This is a genomic window from Vibrio sp. 1402 (genome assembly GCF_033340275.1).
Genome location: NZ_JAWOWE010000023.1, coordinates 1 through 15,256, shown reverse-complemented (window position 1 = coordinate 15,256; position 15,256 = coordinate 1). Strand labels below are relative to the sequence as shown.

Sequence of the window (15,256 nt, the reverse complement as noted above, 5' to 3'; positions counted from 1 at the left end):
TTCGGCTTTTATGTTCTAATTTTCTTGTACAGATAAAAAAGCAATTAGATCATGGGTAACCTAAAGCATCGAGTGAACGCGTTTTTTAAGGTATGGCACGACGTCAGATTCAAACCAAGGGTTCTTCTTTAACCACAATGTATTGCGTGGAGATGGGTGAGGGAGCGGGATAAAGTCCGGTTCCCAATCTTGCCATTGCTGAACAGTTTGCGTGAGCGTCTTTGGTTTGTTGGTGAGATAGTACTGCTGCGAGTACTGACCAATTAGTAGAGTGAGCTCTATATTGGGCAGTTGCTCAAGAATCTTTTTATGCCAAGTGGGCGCACATTCTTTACGAGGCGGTAAATCACCAGAGTTCCCTTTGCCTGGATAACAGAATCCCATTGGGACAATGGCAATTTTATTTGGGTCGTAGAAAACGTCTTTGTCGATATCGAGCCATTGGCGTAATCGATCACCACTTGGGTCATTCCAAGGTATCGAGGTTTTGTGTACACGTGTGCCAGGGGCCTGACCGATGATTAGGATGCGTGCCCCTTTTGCTGCTTGTACGACAGGGTTTGCGCCCAAAGGTAAATTATCCGCGCAGATCTGGCAGGCCCTCACTTGCTGCAATAGCTCGTCTAACGACATTCTTAGTAACCCTTTTCGAAATCCACTTGATAATTTAATGAAAACCCATCGCGCCAGCGTAGATAGTTGTCAGCAAAAATCTCGATGACTTGCTCGGGAAAACTCAGCGCAGCAATGTGTGGAGTGATGGTGACTTGCGGTAGTTTCCAAAATGGATGCTCTACCGACAACGGTTCTTGCTCAAACACATCTAAGAAGGCGTGTTCTACCCAACGGTTTTTCAGAGCGAAGAGCAACCCTGCCTCATCCAGTACGTCGCCACGACCTACGTTAAACAATAACGCCTGATTTAGTTGGCTGAGCGTTTGACGATTAAGTAACTGTCGCGTCTCAGGTGTACTTGGTAGAGTATTCACAACGATGTCGGCTTGCTCAAATGCCTTACTTAGTTCATTGATATGAAAGGTCTGATGAAACTCGCCGCCTGGAGTAGGGATACCTGTGCGGTTAATACCGATAGTTTTTATCCCCATTGCTTTAGCGGCGTTGCCCAGATAGCCCCCAATGCTACCGGTACCAAGAATTACCATGGTTTTACTTTTTAATGACGTGTACAGGTGAGGCTGCCATTGTTTGTTTTGTTGCTGCTGGTGGTATCGGGCAAAGTGGCGGTAATGGGCAATACTGTAACCCAAAACATATTCAGCAATCAGTGGACCAAAGATGCCTCGAACGTTAGTTAGAGTATAGTCCTGACGAAGGCTAGGGGATGTTAAGGCGTTGACACCAGCAAACGTGGATTGCACCCATTCAAGCTGTGAAAATTCGTCTAAGCTTTGTGATAGTAAGGGTGGATCCGCTAGTACGATCTGAGCGGCTTCTGGTTGGTCGGTGAGACAAAGATCGGGCAGATTTTTCTCTGCCAGTAACGTTTTGTAGGTGTCGCGATGCTCTGAGAGCAGGAAAATCTGATTTGAATGCGGCATTAACTTTTTTCCCTGTGATGAATCAAGTACACTTTCGCTGTTTTTTCTTCAATGATTGAGTGACTATGCTTAAGAATCCTCTTCAGGTTCGTTTAGAAAAACTAGAACCTTGGCAACAAATTACCTTTATGGCGTGTCTGTGTGAACGCATGTATCCAAACTATGCGATGTTTTGTGAGAATACAGAATTTGCTGACCCGCGTGCTTACCGAGCGATTCTTGATAGTGTATGGGAAATTTTGACAGTTAAGAACGCGAAAATTAACTTCGAACGTCAATTGGAGAAGTTAGAAGAGTTGTTCCCAAGTGCGGATGAGTTCGATTTTTACGGCGTTTACCCAGCTATGGACGCGTGTCAGGGGTTGTCTACGTTACTGCATGGTCTATTGGACCGCGACTACCTTTTCGATTCAATGCTTAAAGTGAGTCAACAGTCGGTACAAACCGTTGCTGATCTAGAGCAAGCACAAGGCGCAGAGCCAATCACTAACGACAACCAGAAAGAAAACGAAGCCGTATGTGAAGAGTGGGACGTCCAGTGGGCTATCTTCCGTCCGCTGCGTGAAGCAGTAGAACGTGACATCAGCTTGATTAAAGATTTGCGTGAAGAGCTACGTGAAGAAGGTGTGAGCAACATCGGTATTGCACTTTAATTGTTGAATAAATAGAAAAAGGCATCCTAACTGGATGCCTTTTTTGTTTGTGCGTTTAAGCTGTTATACCTAATGCTGATTACGATTCTTTCGAGTCGGGTTTCGGTGGCTCTTGAGCTTCTGGCTCTTTATCCTGCTTCTCCAGCTCGTTATCTTCTTGATCGTCATCGCGGCTTTCGATTACGCCGTGCATTTCTTTCCAGCTTTCCCAGCGTTGGTAAGCCAGCTCCTGCATGTCAGTGCTTTTATCTGCTTCGTCGATGATCTCCTCGCCTACGAGGTGTTCAAAAATATCTTCCAACGTTACCAAACCTAGCACGGTACCGTATTCATCAACAACAAGTGCCAGCTGTAAGCGATGAGTCATCATCTGGTCGAATACTTTAGGTAAAGTGGTATTGTTTAGCACCACTTGAATTGGGCGCATGATTGCTCCCAACTGTTTCTGCCCACTACCTGATTGTTGTAGTTTGAACAACTCAAGGCGATGCACAAAACCAATGATGTTATCTTTCTGCTCGCTGTAAACCAATGGGCGTGAGAAAGGCGTATCTTTGTGTTTTTCTAGGAACTCATTGATGGTCATTGTGGCATCGACACGGAATACTACTGGTCGTGGCGTCATAACCTGCGTTACGGGTACATCTTGGATGCCAAGCAGGTTGCTTAAGATTTTTGATTCACCCTCGGCAAACTCACCGCTTTCACGTGCCAGAATCGCCATTGCAGACAGCTCATCACGCATCTTTGGAGCTTCGTGGTTACGAGCAAGACGCTTGGTGATTTGCTCTGAGAACCAAACAAAGGGTGTAAGCGCCCATACCATCCAACGCAATGCGACCGCGGCAGTGGGTGCCAACTGACGCCAGTAGGTCGCGCCAATCGTCTTCGGTACGATTTCTGAAAGCACTAAGATCGCCAATGTCAGCACTGCCGAAAAGATACCTAATGCTTCGCTACCAAATACAACCGCAGCTTGTGCACCAGCAGTGGCCGCGCCGATAGTGTGAGCGATGGTGTTTAAAGTCAGAATAGATGCCAGTGGTCGGTCGATATCTGATTTCAGCTTAGCCAATTGCCCAGCTGCGGGATGCCCCTGTTGATTGAGCTGCGCAATGTAGCTCGGACTGATACTCAGCAGTACCGCCTCCAGCACCGAACAGATAAACGAAATGCCGATTGCAATAGAGATATAAATGGATAACAGCAGCATAGTTGCCCTTGAATGTAGTTTGATAGTGGTTATTTGCAGCTATTATAACCGCAAAAGTGACTTATAAATTGGTCCAAATACCTTGGAAAGCAAGGGTTTTCAGGGGGTATGTGGTAACAAATTGTGAGTTATTACTCATATTATGGCTAAAAGTACGTCAGAAAATCGAAAGATCGCTTACAAACCTTTGCCAGATGGGGCATTTATGTTTTAGAGTGAGACGAATTCGATAACCTATGAGAAGGGAAACCTAATGAACAAGACCCAATTAATCGACTTTATCGCAGAGAAAGCAGACCTATCAAAAGCACAAGCAAAAGCTGCTCTTGAAGCGACTCTTGATGGTGTAACTGGCGCACTTAAAGAGGGTGACCAAGTTCAACTAATTGGTTTTGGTACATTCAAAGTAAACCACCGCGCTGCACGTACTGGTCGTAACCCTAAGACTGGTGACGAGATTCAAATCGCAGCAGCTAACGTACCAGCATTCGTAGCAGGTAAAGCGCTGAAAGAATCAGTAAACTAAGTTAGAATGCACCGAGGTATCCTGCCTCGGTGCAATTTCATGAAAAAACATCTACTCACTTCACTTCTCCTATCTAGCCTTACCCTTTTTGGCTGTTCGTCGGTTGAAACTCCTAATTTAGAACAATTCACGCATTTTTCTGGTGGTAAAGTTGCGGGAGATGCTAGCAGCTTGTACTGGATGACAGAGAAACTCACTCGTGTGAGTACGGCGGCTGATTATGTGACTATGGTGGACAATGGTTGGTTCCAGAGTGATTATCGCTGGGATGAAGGTGAGTTGCGAGAGTTGATTCGAAAAGGCGAGCAAGTTGATACCAAACAAGAGTTGGTGCCTTTTCAAATCCACATCCGTTTCAATAAAGATGGCGAAGCGGTTTACCAAAAATATCGTGTTAACCGTAAAGTCTTACCACTTCAGCATGACCAATTAGAGCGCTACAAAGCAGAAGCGAATGACGTAGTGGCATCGGTTAAGGCGCAGTCTCGTAACAATCAGAGCCTTATTCAAGGTTATTGGAATGGTCAATCGTTTGAAACCTGCAAAGGTAAGGTGTTCTCGACGCTCGAGTTTAATCAGACGTTGCCAAAATTTATTATCGAGCGTCTCTCATCGGTAGACAGTTATGTGGCTTTTGTCGGCAAGCAGTCACGAAACAAAGCAATGGTCGATGAACTGTTGATGCTCAATGACGATGACTTTGATTGTGTTTCTCGGCCAACGTTGATCTCTGAATAAACATTGCTTCGAATTCTGTCGAACAAGAACAATAAAAAAGGCGCTGAGTGCGCCTTTTGTTTTTTAGCCAACTCATGTTGTTTTTATTTTTCTTGCTCACGTGCAATTGCACGGTAGCCGATGTCGTTGCGATGGAACATGCCATCCCAACGGATCTGTTTTGCAAGCTCGTAAGCACGCTGCTGCGCTTCTGATACACTGTTGCCAAGTGCGGTTGCACAAAGAACACGACCACCGTTTGTCACGATGTCGCCATCTTTGTTATCTGTACCAGCATGGAAGACTTTTTCGCCTTCAATTTCAACTTGTGGCAGACCCGAAATAACGTCGCCTTTGTTGTACGCTGCTGGATAACCACCGGCTGCTAGCACGATACCAATCGATGCTCGTGGATCCCACTTCGATTCCGCTTGATCCAGTTTCTCGTCGATTGCCGCTAGGCACAGATCAACAAGATCCGATTCCATGCGCATCATGATAGGTTGTGTCTCAGGATCACCGAAGCGGCAGTTGTACTCGATTACTTTCGGAGTGCCGTCTTTGTCGATCATCAGACCCGCGTATAGGAAACCAGTGTAAGGGTTACCTTCAGAGGCCATGCCACGTACTGTTGGGTAAATCACTTCTTCCATGATGCGGTTGTGGATTTCCTGTGTTACCACTGGAGCTGGAGAGTATGCTCCCATGCCACCGGTGTTAGGACCAGTATCTTTGTCGCCTACGCGTTTGTGGTCTTGGCTGGTGGCCATTGGCAGAACGTTCTCACCATCCACCATCACGATGAAGCTTGCTTCTTCACCATCTAGGAACTCTTCGATAACGACACGACTACCAGCATCACCAAATGCGTTGCCTGCTAGCATGTCTTTGATTGCGTCCTCAGCTTCTTCTAGCGTCATTGCCACAATCACGCCTTTACCAGCTGCAAGGCCGTCGGCTTTCACCACGATCGGTGCACCTTGCTCACGCACGTAAGCCAGTGCAGGCTCGATTTCAGTGAAATTCGCGTAGGCACCCGTTGGAATTTGGTGACGAGCAAGGAAGTCTTTGGTAAACGCTTTAGAGCCTTCAAGTTGCGCTGCGGCTTGGGTAGGACCAAAGATTGGTAAGCCCGCTTCGCGGAACGCATCAACCACACCAATAACCAGCGGTGCTTCTGGGCCAACGATAGTCAGTTCAATCGCCTTCTCTTTGGCGAAAGCAACAAGGCCAGCGATGTCTTCTACATCGATGTTTACGTTCTCTAGTTTTGGCTCTAGTGCTGTACCTGCGTTGCCTGGAGCAATGAAAATAGTCTCAACATTTGGGTTTTGCGCTGCTTTCCAGCCTAGCGCATGTTCACGACCGCCTGAACCAATGATTAAAACTCGCATATGAAAATCCTTAATCTTATAAATACCGTTTGCTCAAACTCAGATATTTCGCAAAGACCTGAGTATGGCCTCTCTAATTCAATGGGACGAGGACAAGGCGACAAGTGAACTTATTCCTATGAGCATAGTATGCTATGTGATTAGGATAAGTGAACGCCGTCAACGCAGTTATCGTCCCAGTGAAGACGAGAGGATTAGTGGCGGAAGTGACGCATACCGGTAAAGATCATCGCCATGCCGTGTTCGTCTGCCGCTGCGATAACTTCGTCATCACGCATAGAACCACCTGGTTGGATCACACACTTGATGCCCGCTTCTGCAGCCGCGTCGATACCGTCACGGAATGGGAAGAATGCATCTGATGCCATTACACAACCTTCAACCTGTAGACCTTCGTCTGCAGCTTTGATGCCTGCGATTTTCGCAGAGTAAACGCGGCTCATTTGGCCAGCACCTACACCGATAGTCATGTCGCCTTTCGAGTAAACGATTGCGTTAGATTTCACGTATTTCGCTACTTTCCAGCAGAATAGGGCATCTTTCAGCTCTTCTTCTGTTGGCTGGCGCTTAGAAACCACTTTTAGATCGTCTAGGCTTACCATGCCTTGGTCACGGTCTTGAACCAGTAGACCGCCATTCACCCGTTTCACGTCAAAGCCAGTTGTCTTCGTTGTCCATTCGCCACATTCAAGTAGACGCACGTTCTTCTTCGCTGCAACCACTTCAATCGCTTCAGCAGAAACGGAAGGAGCGATGATGACCTCAACGAATTGACGTTCAACAATAGCGGTTGCTGTTTCAGCATCTAGCTCTTGGTTGAATGCAATGATGCCGCCGAACGCTGATGTTGGGTCAGTTTGGTAAGCGCGGTTGTATGCTTCTAGAATGTCTTTACCCAGCGCTACACCACATGGGTTCGCGTGTTTTACGATCACACATGCTGGCTCGTTGAACTCTTTCACACACTCAAGTGCGGCGTCCGTGTCTGCGATGTTGTTGTAAGAAAGGGCTTTACCTTGGATTTGGCGAGCAGTAGAAACGGATGCTTCTTGTGGGTTTGCTTCAACGTAGAATGCGGCTGCTTGGTGGCTGTTCTCACCGTAGCGCATGTCTTGTTTCTTCTCGAACTGTTGGTTGAAAGTACGTGGGAATTTAGACTCTTCATCACCTTCTTTGTTCTCACCGTAAGATGGAACCATAGTGCCGAAGTAGTTTGCGATCATGCCATCGTAAGCGGCAGTGTGTTCAAAAGCAGCGATGGCAAGGTCGAAGCGAGTTTCGAGAGTGAGAGATTTGTCGTTTGCGTCCATCTCTGCAATTACGCGGCCGTAATCACCTGCGTTAACAACGATAGTCACGTCTTTGTGGTTTTTCGCTGCAGAACGAACCATGGTTGGGCCGCCGATATCGATGTTTTCAACCGCGTCGGCTAGTGTACAGCCTTCTTTGGCAACGGTTTCTGCGAATGGGTATAGGTTTACGACAACCATATCGATAGGGTTGATGCCGTGCTTTTCCATCACGTCATCATCTTGGCCACGACGACCAAGCACACCACCGTGAACTTTTGGGTGAAGCGTTTTAACGCGGCCGTCCATCATTTCTGGGAAACCAGTGTAGTCAGAGACTTCGGTTACGGCGATGCCTTGTTCGGCAAGTAGGCGAGCTGTACCACCAGTAGATAGGATATCGACACCGCGCTCAGCAAGAGCTTGCGCAAACTCAACAATACCTGTTTTGTCTGATACGCTGATAAGCGCACGGCGAATAGGACGAGCGTTATTCATGCTTCCATTTTCCTCAAATTCACGGAGTTAAAGATGTTTGCCAAAAATGAACTTGTTTTTACCTCTTGGGGTAAAATATTGGCCAGTTTTGGTAAAGACCTTTGCAGGGTGTTTTCTGGTTAGAAAACAGTCTCCACATTTGATGGCGCGTATTCTAACCAATTTATTACAAAAAAGCTCGCGCAATCGTTTGGCATCTCAAAAATAATTGCAAAAAAGTCGTTCTTTAGCTTTAAAAGTAACGAGATAGTTAATAGGGAAAGTTATGTTTCAGATAGGTGAACTGGCAAAACGTTGTGGTGTGACTGCCGATACATTGCGTTTCTACGAGAAAAACGCGCTAATAAAACCCGCAGGACGAAGTGAGTCAGGCTACCGCTTGTATGATGAAGAGAATCAAAAGCAGGTGCACTTTATCCTCAAAGGTAAAGATCTTGGCTTGAGTCTGGATGAAATTAAAGACCTGTTAGAAATTAAGTTAGAAGCGACAGAACACAGCTGTGCAGAGGTAAAAGCCATTACTTCTGCTAAGTTAGAGCTGATTGATGGGAAAATTAACGAGCTGACGAAAATTCGCCGAGCTTTGAAGAAGATTAATGATGCTTGTTGTGGTCATACAGACGATGACGCCACACATTGCTCTATCCTCGCAGCACTTGAGTAGTCTCATTCTTGCATCACTTAACTTAAGTTTGCATTTTTGGCGACTTGCTTTTCTAGGTACACGCTGCTTTCCCACCTATAATCTTGCCTTTAGTTACTTGTAGGAATCGACCATTGTCTGATTCCTAGCGTAACGCTGTCTGTAGATACGAGAGTTTTCATACATGGTTGGAGTCTATTTTCAAATCAATGACTGGGTTTTGAGCGTTGATGAAAATAAGCTGTATCGACAAGATAGGGAAGTTACTGTTGAGCCACGCTTAATTAATCTTTTGCACTTCTTAGCGGAGCATGCGAATGAGGTGTTCAACCGCGAGGAATTGATTCAGTACGTTTGGGCTGGAGCGATTGTGACCGATCAAGTGGTGACTCAATCCATCTTTGAGTTGCGTAAGCTACTACGTGACGGTCGAGAGGAAAATACCAACTACGTTATCACGGTGCCCAAGCGTGGCTATAAGCTGGTAGCGAACGTGGTTACTATGACGCATGAAGAGTTTGTCACAAGTCGGCAAAATGAAGAGATCCCACCTTCTGTTGAAGAATCGGAAGAGGATTGTCTACCTATAGCACCAGCCGTTACCTTTCCTGCCGGTCCTCTAACTCGCGCAGTCTGCGAGATGTCAAAAGAGAAAAAAGCACCTCAGAGCAAAAACAAAATCAGCCCTTGGCGATTGGGAATTATGAACTTCATCTGGATCAGTATGTTGGTCGTAGTGATGGGCGTGTTTACCTACAAGCAGTCGGAAGTGCGTATTACCCAAGCCATCGATACCCATCTGATTGAGTTCAAGTTTCAAGATAATTTTACGAATGAAGGATTAAGCTACGATTTGGCAGACGGATTCGCCCAAAAGTTGATGTCCGACATTGCTCAAGTCAGTGATTACCGAGTCATGCTAAAGAAGGCGTCGTTTACTTCTGGCATTGTGCCTGGTAAATCGGTTGTGGTGAGAGTTCGTGAGAATGACGGTGGCAGCTTTTTAGAGGTGGAATATCGCAATAACTCATCTGAGAAAGTGTTGTTTAGTCGTCAATACGCGTTAACCAGTAGTCATTTAAAGACAGTGCTTCAACAAGCGTCGTTGGATTTGATGCAAGTGCTGAAAGTGTCGGATGCCAAATTGAAATCTACGATGCTGGTGGCGGGAATGCCAATGAATCCCGACGCGTTGGAGTTGTTTGTTCAGGCTAACCATTACCTTAATGTCTCTGATACTAAACAATTCCGCCAAGGTATCGACTTGATGGAAAACATTTTAGAAATCGAGCCGGATAATGCTTACGTTCAAGCTGAGTTGTTGATTGCTTACCATGTACAAAAGGCACTTGATTTCTCACAGGAGTTGAAGAAAGGGCGAATGCAGCAGCTCAGTGAAGCACTAGAGACTAATGTGAAAATGATGGTGGGGCCAATTCAACCGCGAATTTATGAAGCTTTAGCACTGCACGAAACCATCATTGGTGACATGGCGTTAGCCAAGCGGCATCTCGGACAGGCATTGAGGTTACGTGATTCAGTGCTTTCCTATGTGATTCGCGGTAAGCACGCCGAATTGGATGGTGATCTGGATTTAGCCAGTGAGTCTTACAGTGAAGCTTTCTATATTGATACGTCGGTTGAGACGTACCTGCTGTGCGAAAACTTGGTCTTCCCAAGTAACATGAAGGCGATTGATTACGCCATGTATCGCGCCGTTCACCCTTCTGTCGTTCGAATGCTTTAATTCTCTCGGACTCAACGTCAGTCTAATGCTAGCCCCTCATTTCGGTGAGGGGCTTTTTTGTCGCTGTCGAAAAGTGAAAAGGGTGAGGCGGTGGGGCAATGACTTACGAAGGAGCTAACAGCGCAAGCTTGCAACGGGAATACATACCCGCTTTGCTTCTCTATCTCTATCTCTATCTCTATCTCTATCTCTATCTCTATCTCTATCTCTATCTCTATTGATTGTATGAAGTGTCTGGCTGAGTTATGTGGCGAGAATGATTTTGATGCTTTCTTGCAGGCGAGATGAATATTGATGTGGGTCAAAAAGCGCGATCAGGGAGAGATTTATGGAATTAACACTTCAGGGAATTAACCCTTCGGGATGGGGAAGTTGATAGAGGTTGATAACTTTTATCGCGATGACCAACGAGTTGATGAGAGTTTATCTATCGGTAGAAGGTTTGATGTTTTTCTTATAACCGTATAAATAATATGGTTTTATATTTTTGTGTTTATCATGTTTATCTCAACTTGATGTTGATGAACTAATCATTTTATTGATAACACCAAGTTTATTTTTTTCCCGATTTTTGGGCGTAGTCTTCACTTCGAAATTTAGCGAGGTCGAGAAGGTTCCTCCTCATAGCATCTCGCTAATAACCATTCAGTTTGAGTCATGTTGACTCGAGTAGAATAGATTTGGAGATGTTATGTCATCGAATGCGAAAAAAATCGGCCTTATTGCCTGTACGGGTGTCGTAGCCGGTAACATGATGGGTAGTGGTATTGCACTATTACCTTCTAGTCTTGCCTCTGTAGGCTCTGTTTCAATCTTCAGTTGGCTGATCTGTTTGGTCGGTGCACTGAGTCTGGCGTTCGTTTACGCTCGTCTGGCAACCAAAAACCCACAAGAAGGTGGTCCTATCGCTTATGCTGGCGAAGTGTCTCCGGTATTTGGTTTCCAAACGGGCGTTCTTTATTACCACGCGAACTGGATTGGTAACCTGGCTATTGCCATTACAGGTGTTTCTTACCTTTCAGTATTCTTCCCTGTGCTTAATAACCCAATTCCAGCAGGTATTGCGACGATTGCATCGGTATGGATCTTCACTTTCGTCAACCTACTTGGTGGTAGCTGGGTAAGCCGTCTATGTACGCTTGGTTTAGTTCTTATCCTTATCCCAGTTGTTGGTACAGCTGCATTTGGTTGGACGCACTTCGATACTGCGCTTTACAGCCAAAACTGGAACGTATCAGCAGGCACTGACAGCCACGCGGTAGTAACAGCGGTTCTTATCTGTCTATGGTCATTCGTAGGTGTGGAATCAGCAGCGGTATCGACGGGTATGGTAGAAAACCCTAAACGTACTGTACCACTAGCAACTATGTTAGGTACTGGTATCGCAGGTGTGATTTACATCCTATCAACTCAGATGATCAGCGGCATGTTCCCAGCGTCAGAAGTTGCGGCATCAGGTGCGCCATTTGCATTGGCAACCACTGAGCTATTCGGTAGCTGGACTGCACCATTCGTATCAGCATTCACAGCACTAGCATGTTTCACTTCGCTAGGTTCTTGGATGATGCTGGTGGGCGAGGCTGGTAAACGTGCAGCAAGCGATGGCAACTTCCCTAAAATCTACGGCGAAACTGACAAAAACGGTGTGCCTAAGAAAGGTCTAATCCTTGCGTCAATCAAGATGACTGCACTGATGGTTGTACTGATGTTCTTCAGCTCTAAAACAGCACACGCATCAGACCTGTTCAACCAGCTAACGACTGACGCAGTTCTACTAACAATGCTGCCTTACTTCTACTCAAGCATTAACTTGATTCGCTTCGAAGGTATGACAACACGCAACGGCTTCGTAATGCTGTTCTCTGGTGTGGCTTGTCTGTTCTGCTTCATCGCACTAGCAGGTGCAGAGGGCGGTACGCTAACAGCAACCTTCATCGTGTCTCTAGTTATCTTGATGTTCTACAGCAAAAAAGTAGGTCTTGCTCAGTACGTGAAAATGCACGCTGACGACATGCCTGCCCAAGCAAGCAACTAATCCCCAAAACGCTGGCACTAAGGTGCCAGCCCATAAAACCCAAATTCACGCGGCGCTCACTTTACTCATTGCCTGTAAATGGCAAAGAGCGCCCTCATTTGCCTTGGAGATGTCCAAATGAATATATTCGCTATCTTGAACCACATGGGTGTGTTCTTTAAAGAAGAGCCAGTTCGTCAACTTCACGCTGCTCTTGAGAAAGCGGGCTACGAAGTGGTTTACCCAGTAGATGATAAAGACTTGATCAAAATGATTGAGATGAACCCTCGCATTTGCGGTGTGCTGTTCGACTGGGATAAATACTCACTAGAGCTATGTGAACGTATCAGCCAAATCAACGAAAAACTGCCTGTTCACGCATTTGCTAACGAACAGTCTACTCTAGACATTTCACTAACAGACCTACGTCTAAACGTGAGCTTCTTCGAGTACGCTTTAGGTATGGCTGACGACATCGCTATCAAAATCAACCAAGCGACTGAGGCATACAAAGATGCCATCATGCCTCCATTCACTAAAGCGCTATTCAAATACGTAGAAGAAGGTAAATACACCTTCTGTACTCCAGGTCACATGGGCGGTACTGCATTCCAGAAAAGCCCTGCTGGTAGCATCTTCTACGATTTTTACGGTCCAAACACATTCAAAGCGGACGTATCAATCTCAATGCCTGAGCTAGGTTCTCTGCTCGACCACTCAGGTCCACATAAAGATGCAGAAGAATACATCGCACGCACATTCAATGCAGACAGCTCGTACATCGTAACTAACGGTACGTCTACATCGAACAAAATCGTTGGTATGTACTCAGCACCTGCTGGCAGCACAGTACTGATTGACCGTAACTGTCACAAATCTCTGACTCACCTAATGATGATGAGCGACGTGACACCAATCTACTTCCGCCCAACTCGTAACGCATACGGCATCCTTGGTGGTATTCCACAAAGCGAATTCAGCCGCGATGTCATTGCAGAGAAAGTGGCGAAGACACCAGGTGCAACAGCACCAACTTACGCAGTAGTGACTAACTCAACTTACGATGGCCTGTTGTACAACACACAATTCATCAAAGAGTCGCTAGATTGTAAACACATCCACTTCGACAGTGCTTGGGTGCCTTACACTAACTTCAACCCAATTTACGAAGGTAAATGTGGTATGAGTGGTGAAGCTATGCCAGGCAAAGTGTTCTACGAAACACAATCAACACATAAACTGTTGGCAGCGTTCTCACAAGCTTCAATGATTCACGTGAAAGGCGACTTTGATAAAGAATCTTTCAACGAAGCATTCATGATGCACACTTCAACTTCACCTCAGTACGGCATTGTTGCTTCTACTGAAACTGCAGCGGCAATGATGCGCGGCAACACTGGTAAGAAGTTGATGCAAGACTCTATCGATCGCGCAATCCGCTTCCGTAAAGAGATCAAACGTCTAGAAGCAGAAAGCGACAGCTGGTTCTTCGATGTATGGCAACCAGAAAACATCGATACCACGGAATGTTGGAAACTAGACCCTAGCGACACATGGCACGGCTTCAAGAACATGGATGACAACCACATGTATCTTGACCCAATCAAAGTAACGCTACTGACTCCGGGGATGAATAAAGAAGGCGAACTAGAAGAATCAGGTATTCCTGCTTCGCTGGTGGCTAAATTCCTAGACGAGCGCGGCATCGTGGTAGAGAAAACAGGTCCATACAACTTGTTGTTCCTATTCTCAATCGGTATCGACAAATCAAAAGCAATGCAATTGCTACGCGGCCTAACTGAATTTAAACGTGGCTACGACTTGAACCTAACCATCAAGAGCTTCCTACCTTCGCTATACAACGAAGACCCAAGCTTCTATGAAGGCATGCGCGTTCAAGAACTAGCACAAGCAATTCATGACCTAACTAAGAAATACAACCTACCAGAGCTAATGTACAAAGCGTTCGATGTACTTCCAGAAATGAAAGTAACACCACACGCAGCATGGCAAGAAGAGCTTCGCGGTAACGTAGAAGAAATCAAACTGGAAGAAATGGTTGGCCGCGTAAGTGCGAACATGATCCTTCCTTACCCTCCAGGTGTGCCACTAGTACTTCCTGGTGAAATGGTGACTCAAGAGTCTCGCCCTGTGCTGGACTTCCTAGAGATGCTTTGTGAGATCGGTGCGCATTACCCAGGTTTCGAAACCGACATCCACGGTTTATACCAACAAAAAGATGGTAGCTACACCGTAAAAGTATTGAAGAACTAAGTTCCTCTCGAAGATGACGTCATTGGGAATGCAAGCATGCTCCACTCTTACGAGCTCAATGCGTCATCGAACAATAACGACATTTAGATATACCCCTAACTAATCTGTCGTAAAGAGAAGGGCAAGGATGCTCTGATCTTTTCTTCTATATATAGAAGAAACACTTTTCCAAGACTTCACCTGAAGTACCCCAAATAAAAAGCAAAGACCAAAAGAGCAGTTCGTCATCGTTCTGCTCTTTTTTCGTCTTTATATAGATAGAAAGAGAAAAAAGAACCAAGAGAGATAAGATCAGCAATCAAAATCACAAAGAAATCGGCGATCTTTTAATGCAGAAGTCAGGTGTTTCATCATGAAAAGATCCTCTGCAACCCGAAATATTAGACAAGATCGTTGAGCATCTATGCAGAATGCTCGTTATTTGTTCGGTTGAGAGTTTTTTTGCAAAAAACGCTTGTACTAATTTCTCAACTCCCTATACTGCGCATCCACCGACACGGAGTGAGACGAAAGTCACACAGCGAGTCGGAATTGAGAGAAAAGAAATTTGAAAAAAATGCTTGACTCTCTCACGGTGTGAAGTAAGATACGCACCCCTAACGACGAGCAACTAAGTTGCTGAAAATGTTAGAAAAGCTCTTTAAAAATAAGAACCTATCAATCTGTGTGGGCACTCGTTGATGATAATCCAATTAGATACCTCGGTATCAAATTAGGTTTCAATGAAAC

12 protein-coding genes are annotated in these 15,256 nt (G+C 45.6%); 7 read left to right on the top strand and 5 right to left on the bottom strand.

Annotated elements, in window-relative coordinates; genetic code table 11:
• Window positions 1-60: 60 nt before the first annotated feature.
• The gene (locus R7044_RS22875) at window positions 61-633 is read right to left on the bottom strand and encodes a uracil-DNA glycosylase family protein (protein ID WP_005382518.1); all 573 of its coding nucleotides are present in this window, start codon (window positions 631-633) and stop codon (window positions 61-63) included.
• A gap of 2 nt (window positions 634-635) precedes the next feature.
• Entirely contained in the window at window positions 636-1,559 is a 924-nt protein-coding gene (locus tag R7044_RS22870; protein WP_005382519.1) for a D-2-hydroxyacid dehydrogenase, read from the bottom strand.
• A 65-nt stretch (window positions 1,560-1,624) separates the two neighbouring features.
• Between R7044_RS22870 and R7044_RS22865 the strand changes: the two genes are divergently transcribed.
• A complete protein-coding gene (locus R7044_RS22865) occupies window positions 1,625-2,212 on the top strand; it encodes a YjaG family protein (protein ID WP_005382520.1) in 588 nt (195 codons plus the stop codon).
• A gap of 79 nt (window positions 2,213-2,291) precedes the next feature.
• Here the strand turns inward: R7044_RS22865 and R7044_RS22860 are convergent, their stop codons facing one another.
• Window positions 2,292-3,425 (bottom strand): hemolysin family protein, encoded by a 1,134-nt coding sequence (locus R7044_RS22860; protein WP_225455824.1) that lies wholly within the window; start codon window positions 3,423-3,425, stop codon window positions 2,292-2,294.
• A 253-nt stretch (window positions 3,426-3,678) separates the two neighbouring features.
• Between R7044_RS22860 and hupA the strand changes: the two genes are divergently transcribed.
• Together hupA and R7044_RS22850 are read left to right on the top strand one after the other, a co-directional pair.
• A complete protein-coding gene (gene hupA, locus R7044_RS22855) occupies window positions 3,679-3,951 on the top strand; it encodes a nucleoid-associated protein HU-alpha (RefSeq protein WP_005382524.1) in 273 nt (90 codons plus the stop codon).
• 39 nt (window positions 3,952-3,990) lie between these two features.
• Entirely contained in the window at window positions 3,991-4,689 is a 699-nt protein-coding gene (locus R7044_RS22850) for a DUF1481 domain-containing protein (RefSeq protein WP_033907149.1), read from the top strand.
• An 83-nt stretch (window positions 4,690-4,772) separates the two neighbouring features.
• Here the strand turns inward: R7044_RS22850 and purD are convergent, their stop codons facing one another.
• Both purD and purH read right to left on the bottom strand, forming a co-directional pair.
• Window positions 4,773-6,062 carry a phosphoribosylamine--glycine ligase gene (purD, locus tag R7044_RS22845; protein ID WP_054577303.1) on the bottom strand — a complete coding sequence of 430 codons (1,290 nt, stop codon included), beginning with the start codon at window positions 6,060-6,062 and terminating at the stop codon, window positions 4,773-4,775.
• A gap of 194 nt (window positions 6,063-6,256) precedes the next feature.
• A complete protein-coding gene (gene purH / locus R7044_RS22840; RefSeq protein ID WP_033907147.1) occupies window positions 6,257-7,849 on the bottom strand; it encodes a bifunctional phosphoribosylaminoimidazolecarboxamide formyltransferase/IMP cyclohydrolase in 1,593 nt (530 codons plus the stop codon).
• 265 nt (window positions 7,850-8,114) lie between these two features.
• Between purH and zntR the strand changes: the two genes are divergently transcribed.
• The 4 genes from zntR (at window position 8,115) to R7044_RS22820 (ending at window position 14,527) form a co-directional block, all read left to right on the top strand.
• Window positions 8,115-8,513, top strand: coding sequence for a Zn(2+)-responsive transcriptional regulator (gene zntR, locus R7044_RS22835; protein ID WP_005382529.1), 399 nt, complete (start codon window positions 8,115-8,117; stop codon window positions 8,511-8,513).
• A gap of 163 nt (window positions 8,514-8,676) precedes the next feature.
• Window positions 8,677-10,239, top strand: coding sequence for a lysine decarboxylation/transport transcriptional activator CadC (cadC, locus tag R7044_RS22830; protein ID WP_005382530.1), 1,563 nt, complete (start codon window positions 8,677-8,679; stop codon window positions 10,237-10,239).
• Window positions 10,240-10,930: 691 nt separating this feature from the next.
• Entirely contained in the window at window positions 10,931-12,274 is a 1,344-nt protein-coding gene (gene cadB, locus R7044_RS22825; protein ID WP_205391030.1) for a cadaverine/lysine antiporter, read from the top strand.
• A gap of 117 nt (window positions 12,275-12,391) precedes the next feature.
• Complete coding sequence (locus R7044_RS22820) at window positions 12,392-14,527, top strand: lysine decarboxylase CadA (protein WP_005451159.1); 2,136 nt, start codon at window positions 12,392-12,394, stop codon at window positions 14,525-14,527.
• Window positions 14,528-15,256 lie beyond the last annotated feature (729 nt).

Coding starts and splice junctions, on each gene's coding strand:
- zntR (WP_005382529.1), top strand. CDS start 8,115: ATGTTTCAGATAGGTGAACTGGCAAAACGTTGTGGTGTGACTGCCGAT.
- R7044_RS22860 (WP_225455824.1), bottom strand. CDS start 3,425: ATGCTGCTGTTATCCATTTATATCTCTATTGCAATCGGCATTTCGTTT.
- R7044_RS22870 (WP_005382519.1), bottom strand. CDS start 1,559: ATGCCGCATTCAAATCAGATTTTCCTGCTCTCAGAGCATCGCGACACC.
- purD (WP_054577303.1), bottom strand. CDS start 6,062: ATGCGAGTTTTAATCATTGGTTCAGGCGGTCGTGAACATGCGCTAGGC.
- R7044_RS22820 (WP_005451159.1), top strand. CDS start 12,392: ATGAATATATTCGCTATCTTGAACCACATGGGTGTGTTCTTTAAAGAA.
- purH (WP_033907147.1), bottom strand. CDS start 7,849: ATGAATAACGCTCGTCCTATTCGCCGTGCGCTTATCAGCGTATCAGAC.
- R7044_RS22865 (WP_005382520.1), top strand. CDS start 1,625: ATGCTTAAGAATCCTCTTCAGGTTCGTTTAGAAAAACTAGAACCTTGG.
- cadB (WP_205391030.1), top strand. CDS start 10,931: ATGTCATCGAATGCGAAAAAAATCGGCCTTATTGCCTGTACGGGTGTC.
- cadC (WP_005382530.1), top strand. CDS start 8,677: ATGGTTGGAGTCTATTTTCAAATCAATGACTGGGTTTTGAGCGTTGAT.
- R7044_RS22850 (WP_033907149.1), top strand. CDS start 3,991: ATGAAAAAACATCTACTCACTTCACTTCTCCTATCTAGCCTTACCCTT.
- hupA (WP_005382524.1), top strand. CDS start 3,679: ATGAACAAGACCCAATTAATCGACTTTATCGCAGAGAAAGCAGACCTA.
- R7044_RS22875 (WP_005382518.1), bottom strand. CDS start 633: ATGTCGTTAGACGAGCTATTGCAGCAAGTGAGGGCCTGCCAGATCTGC.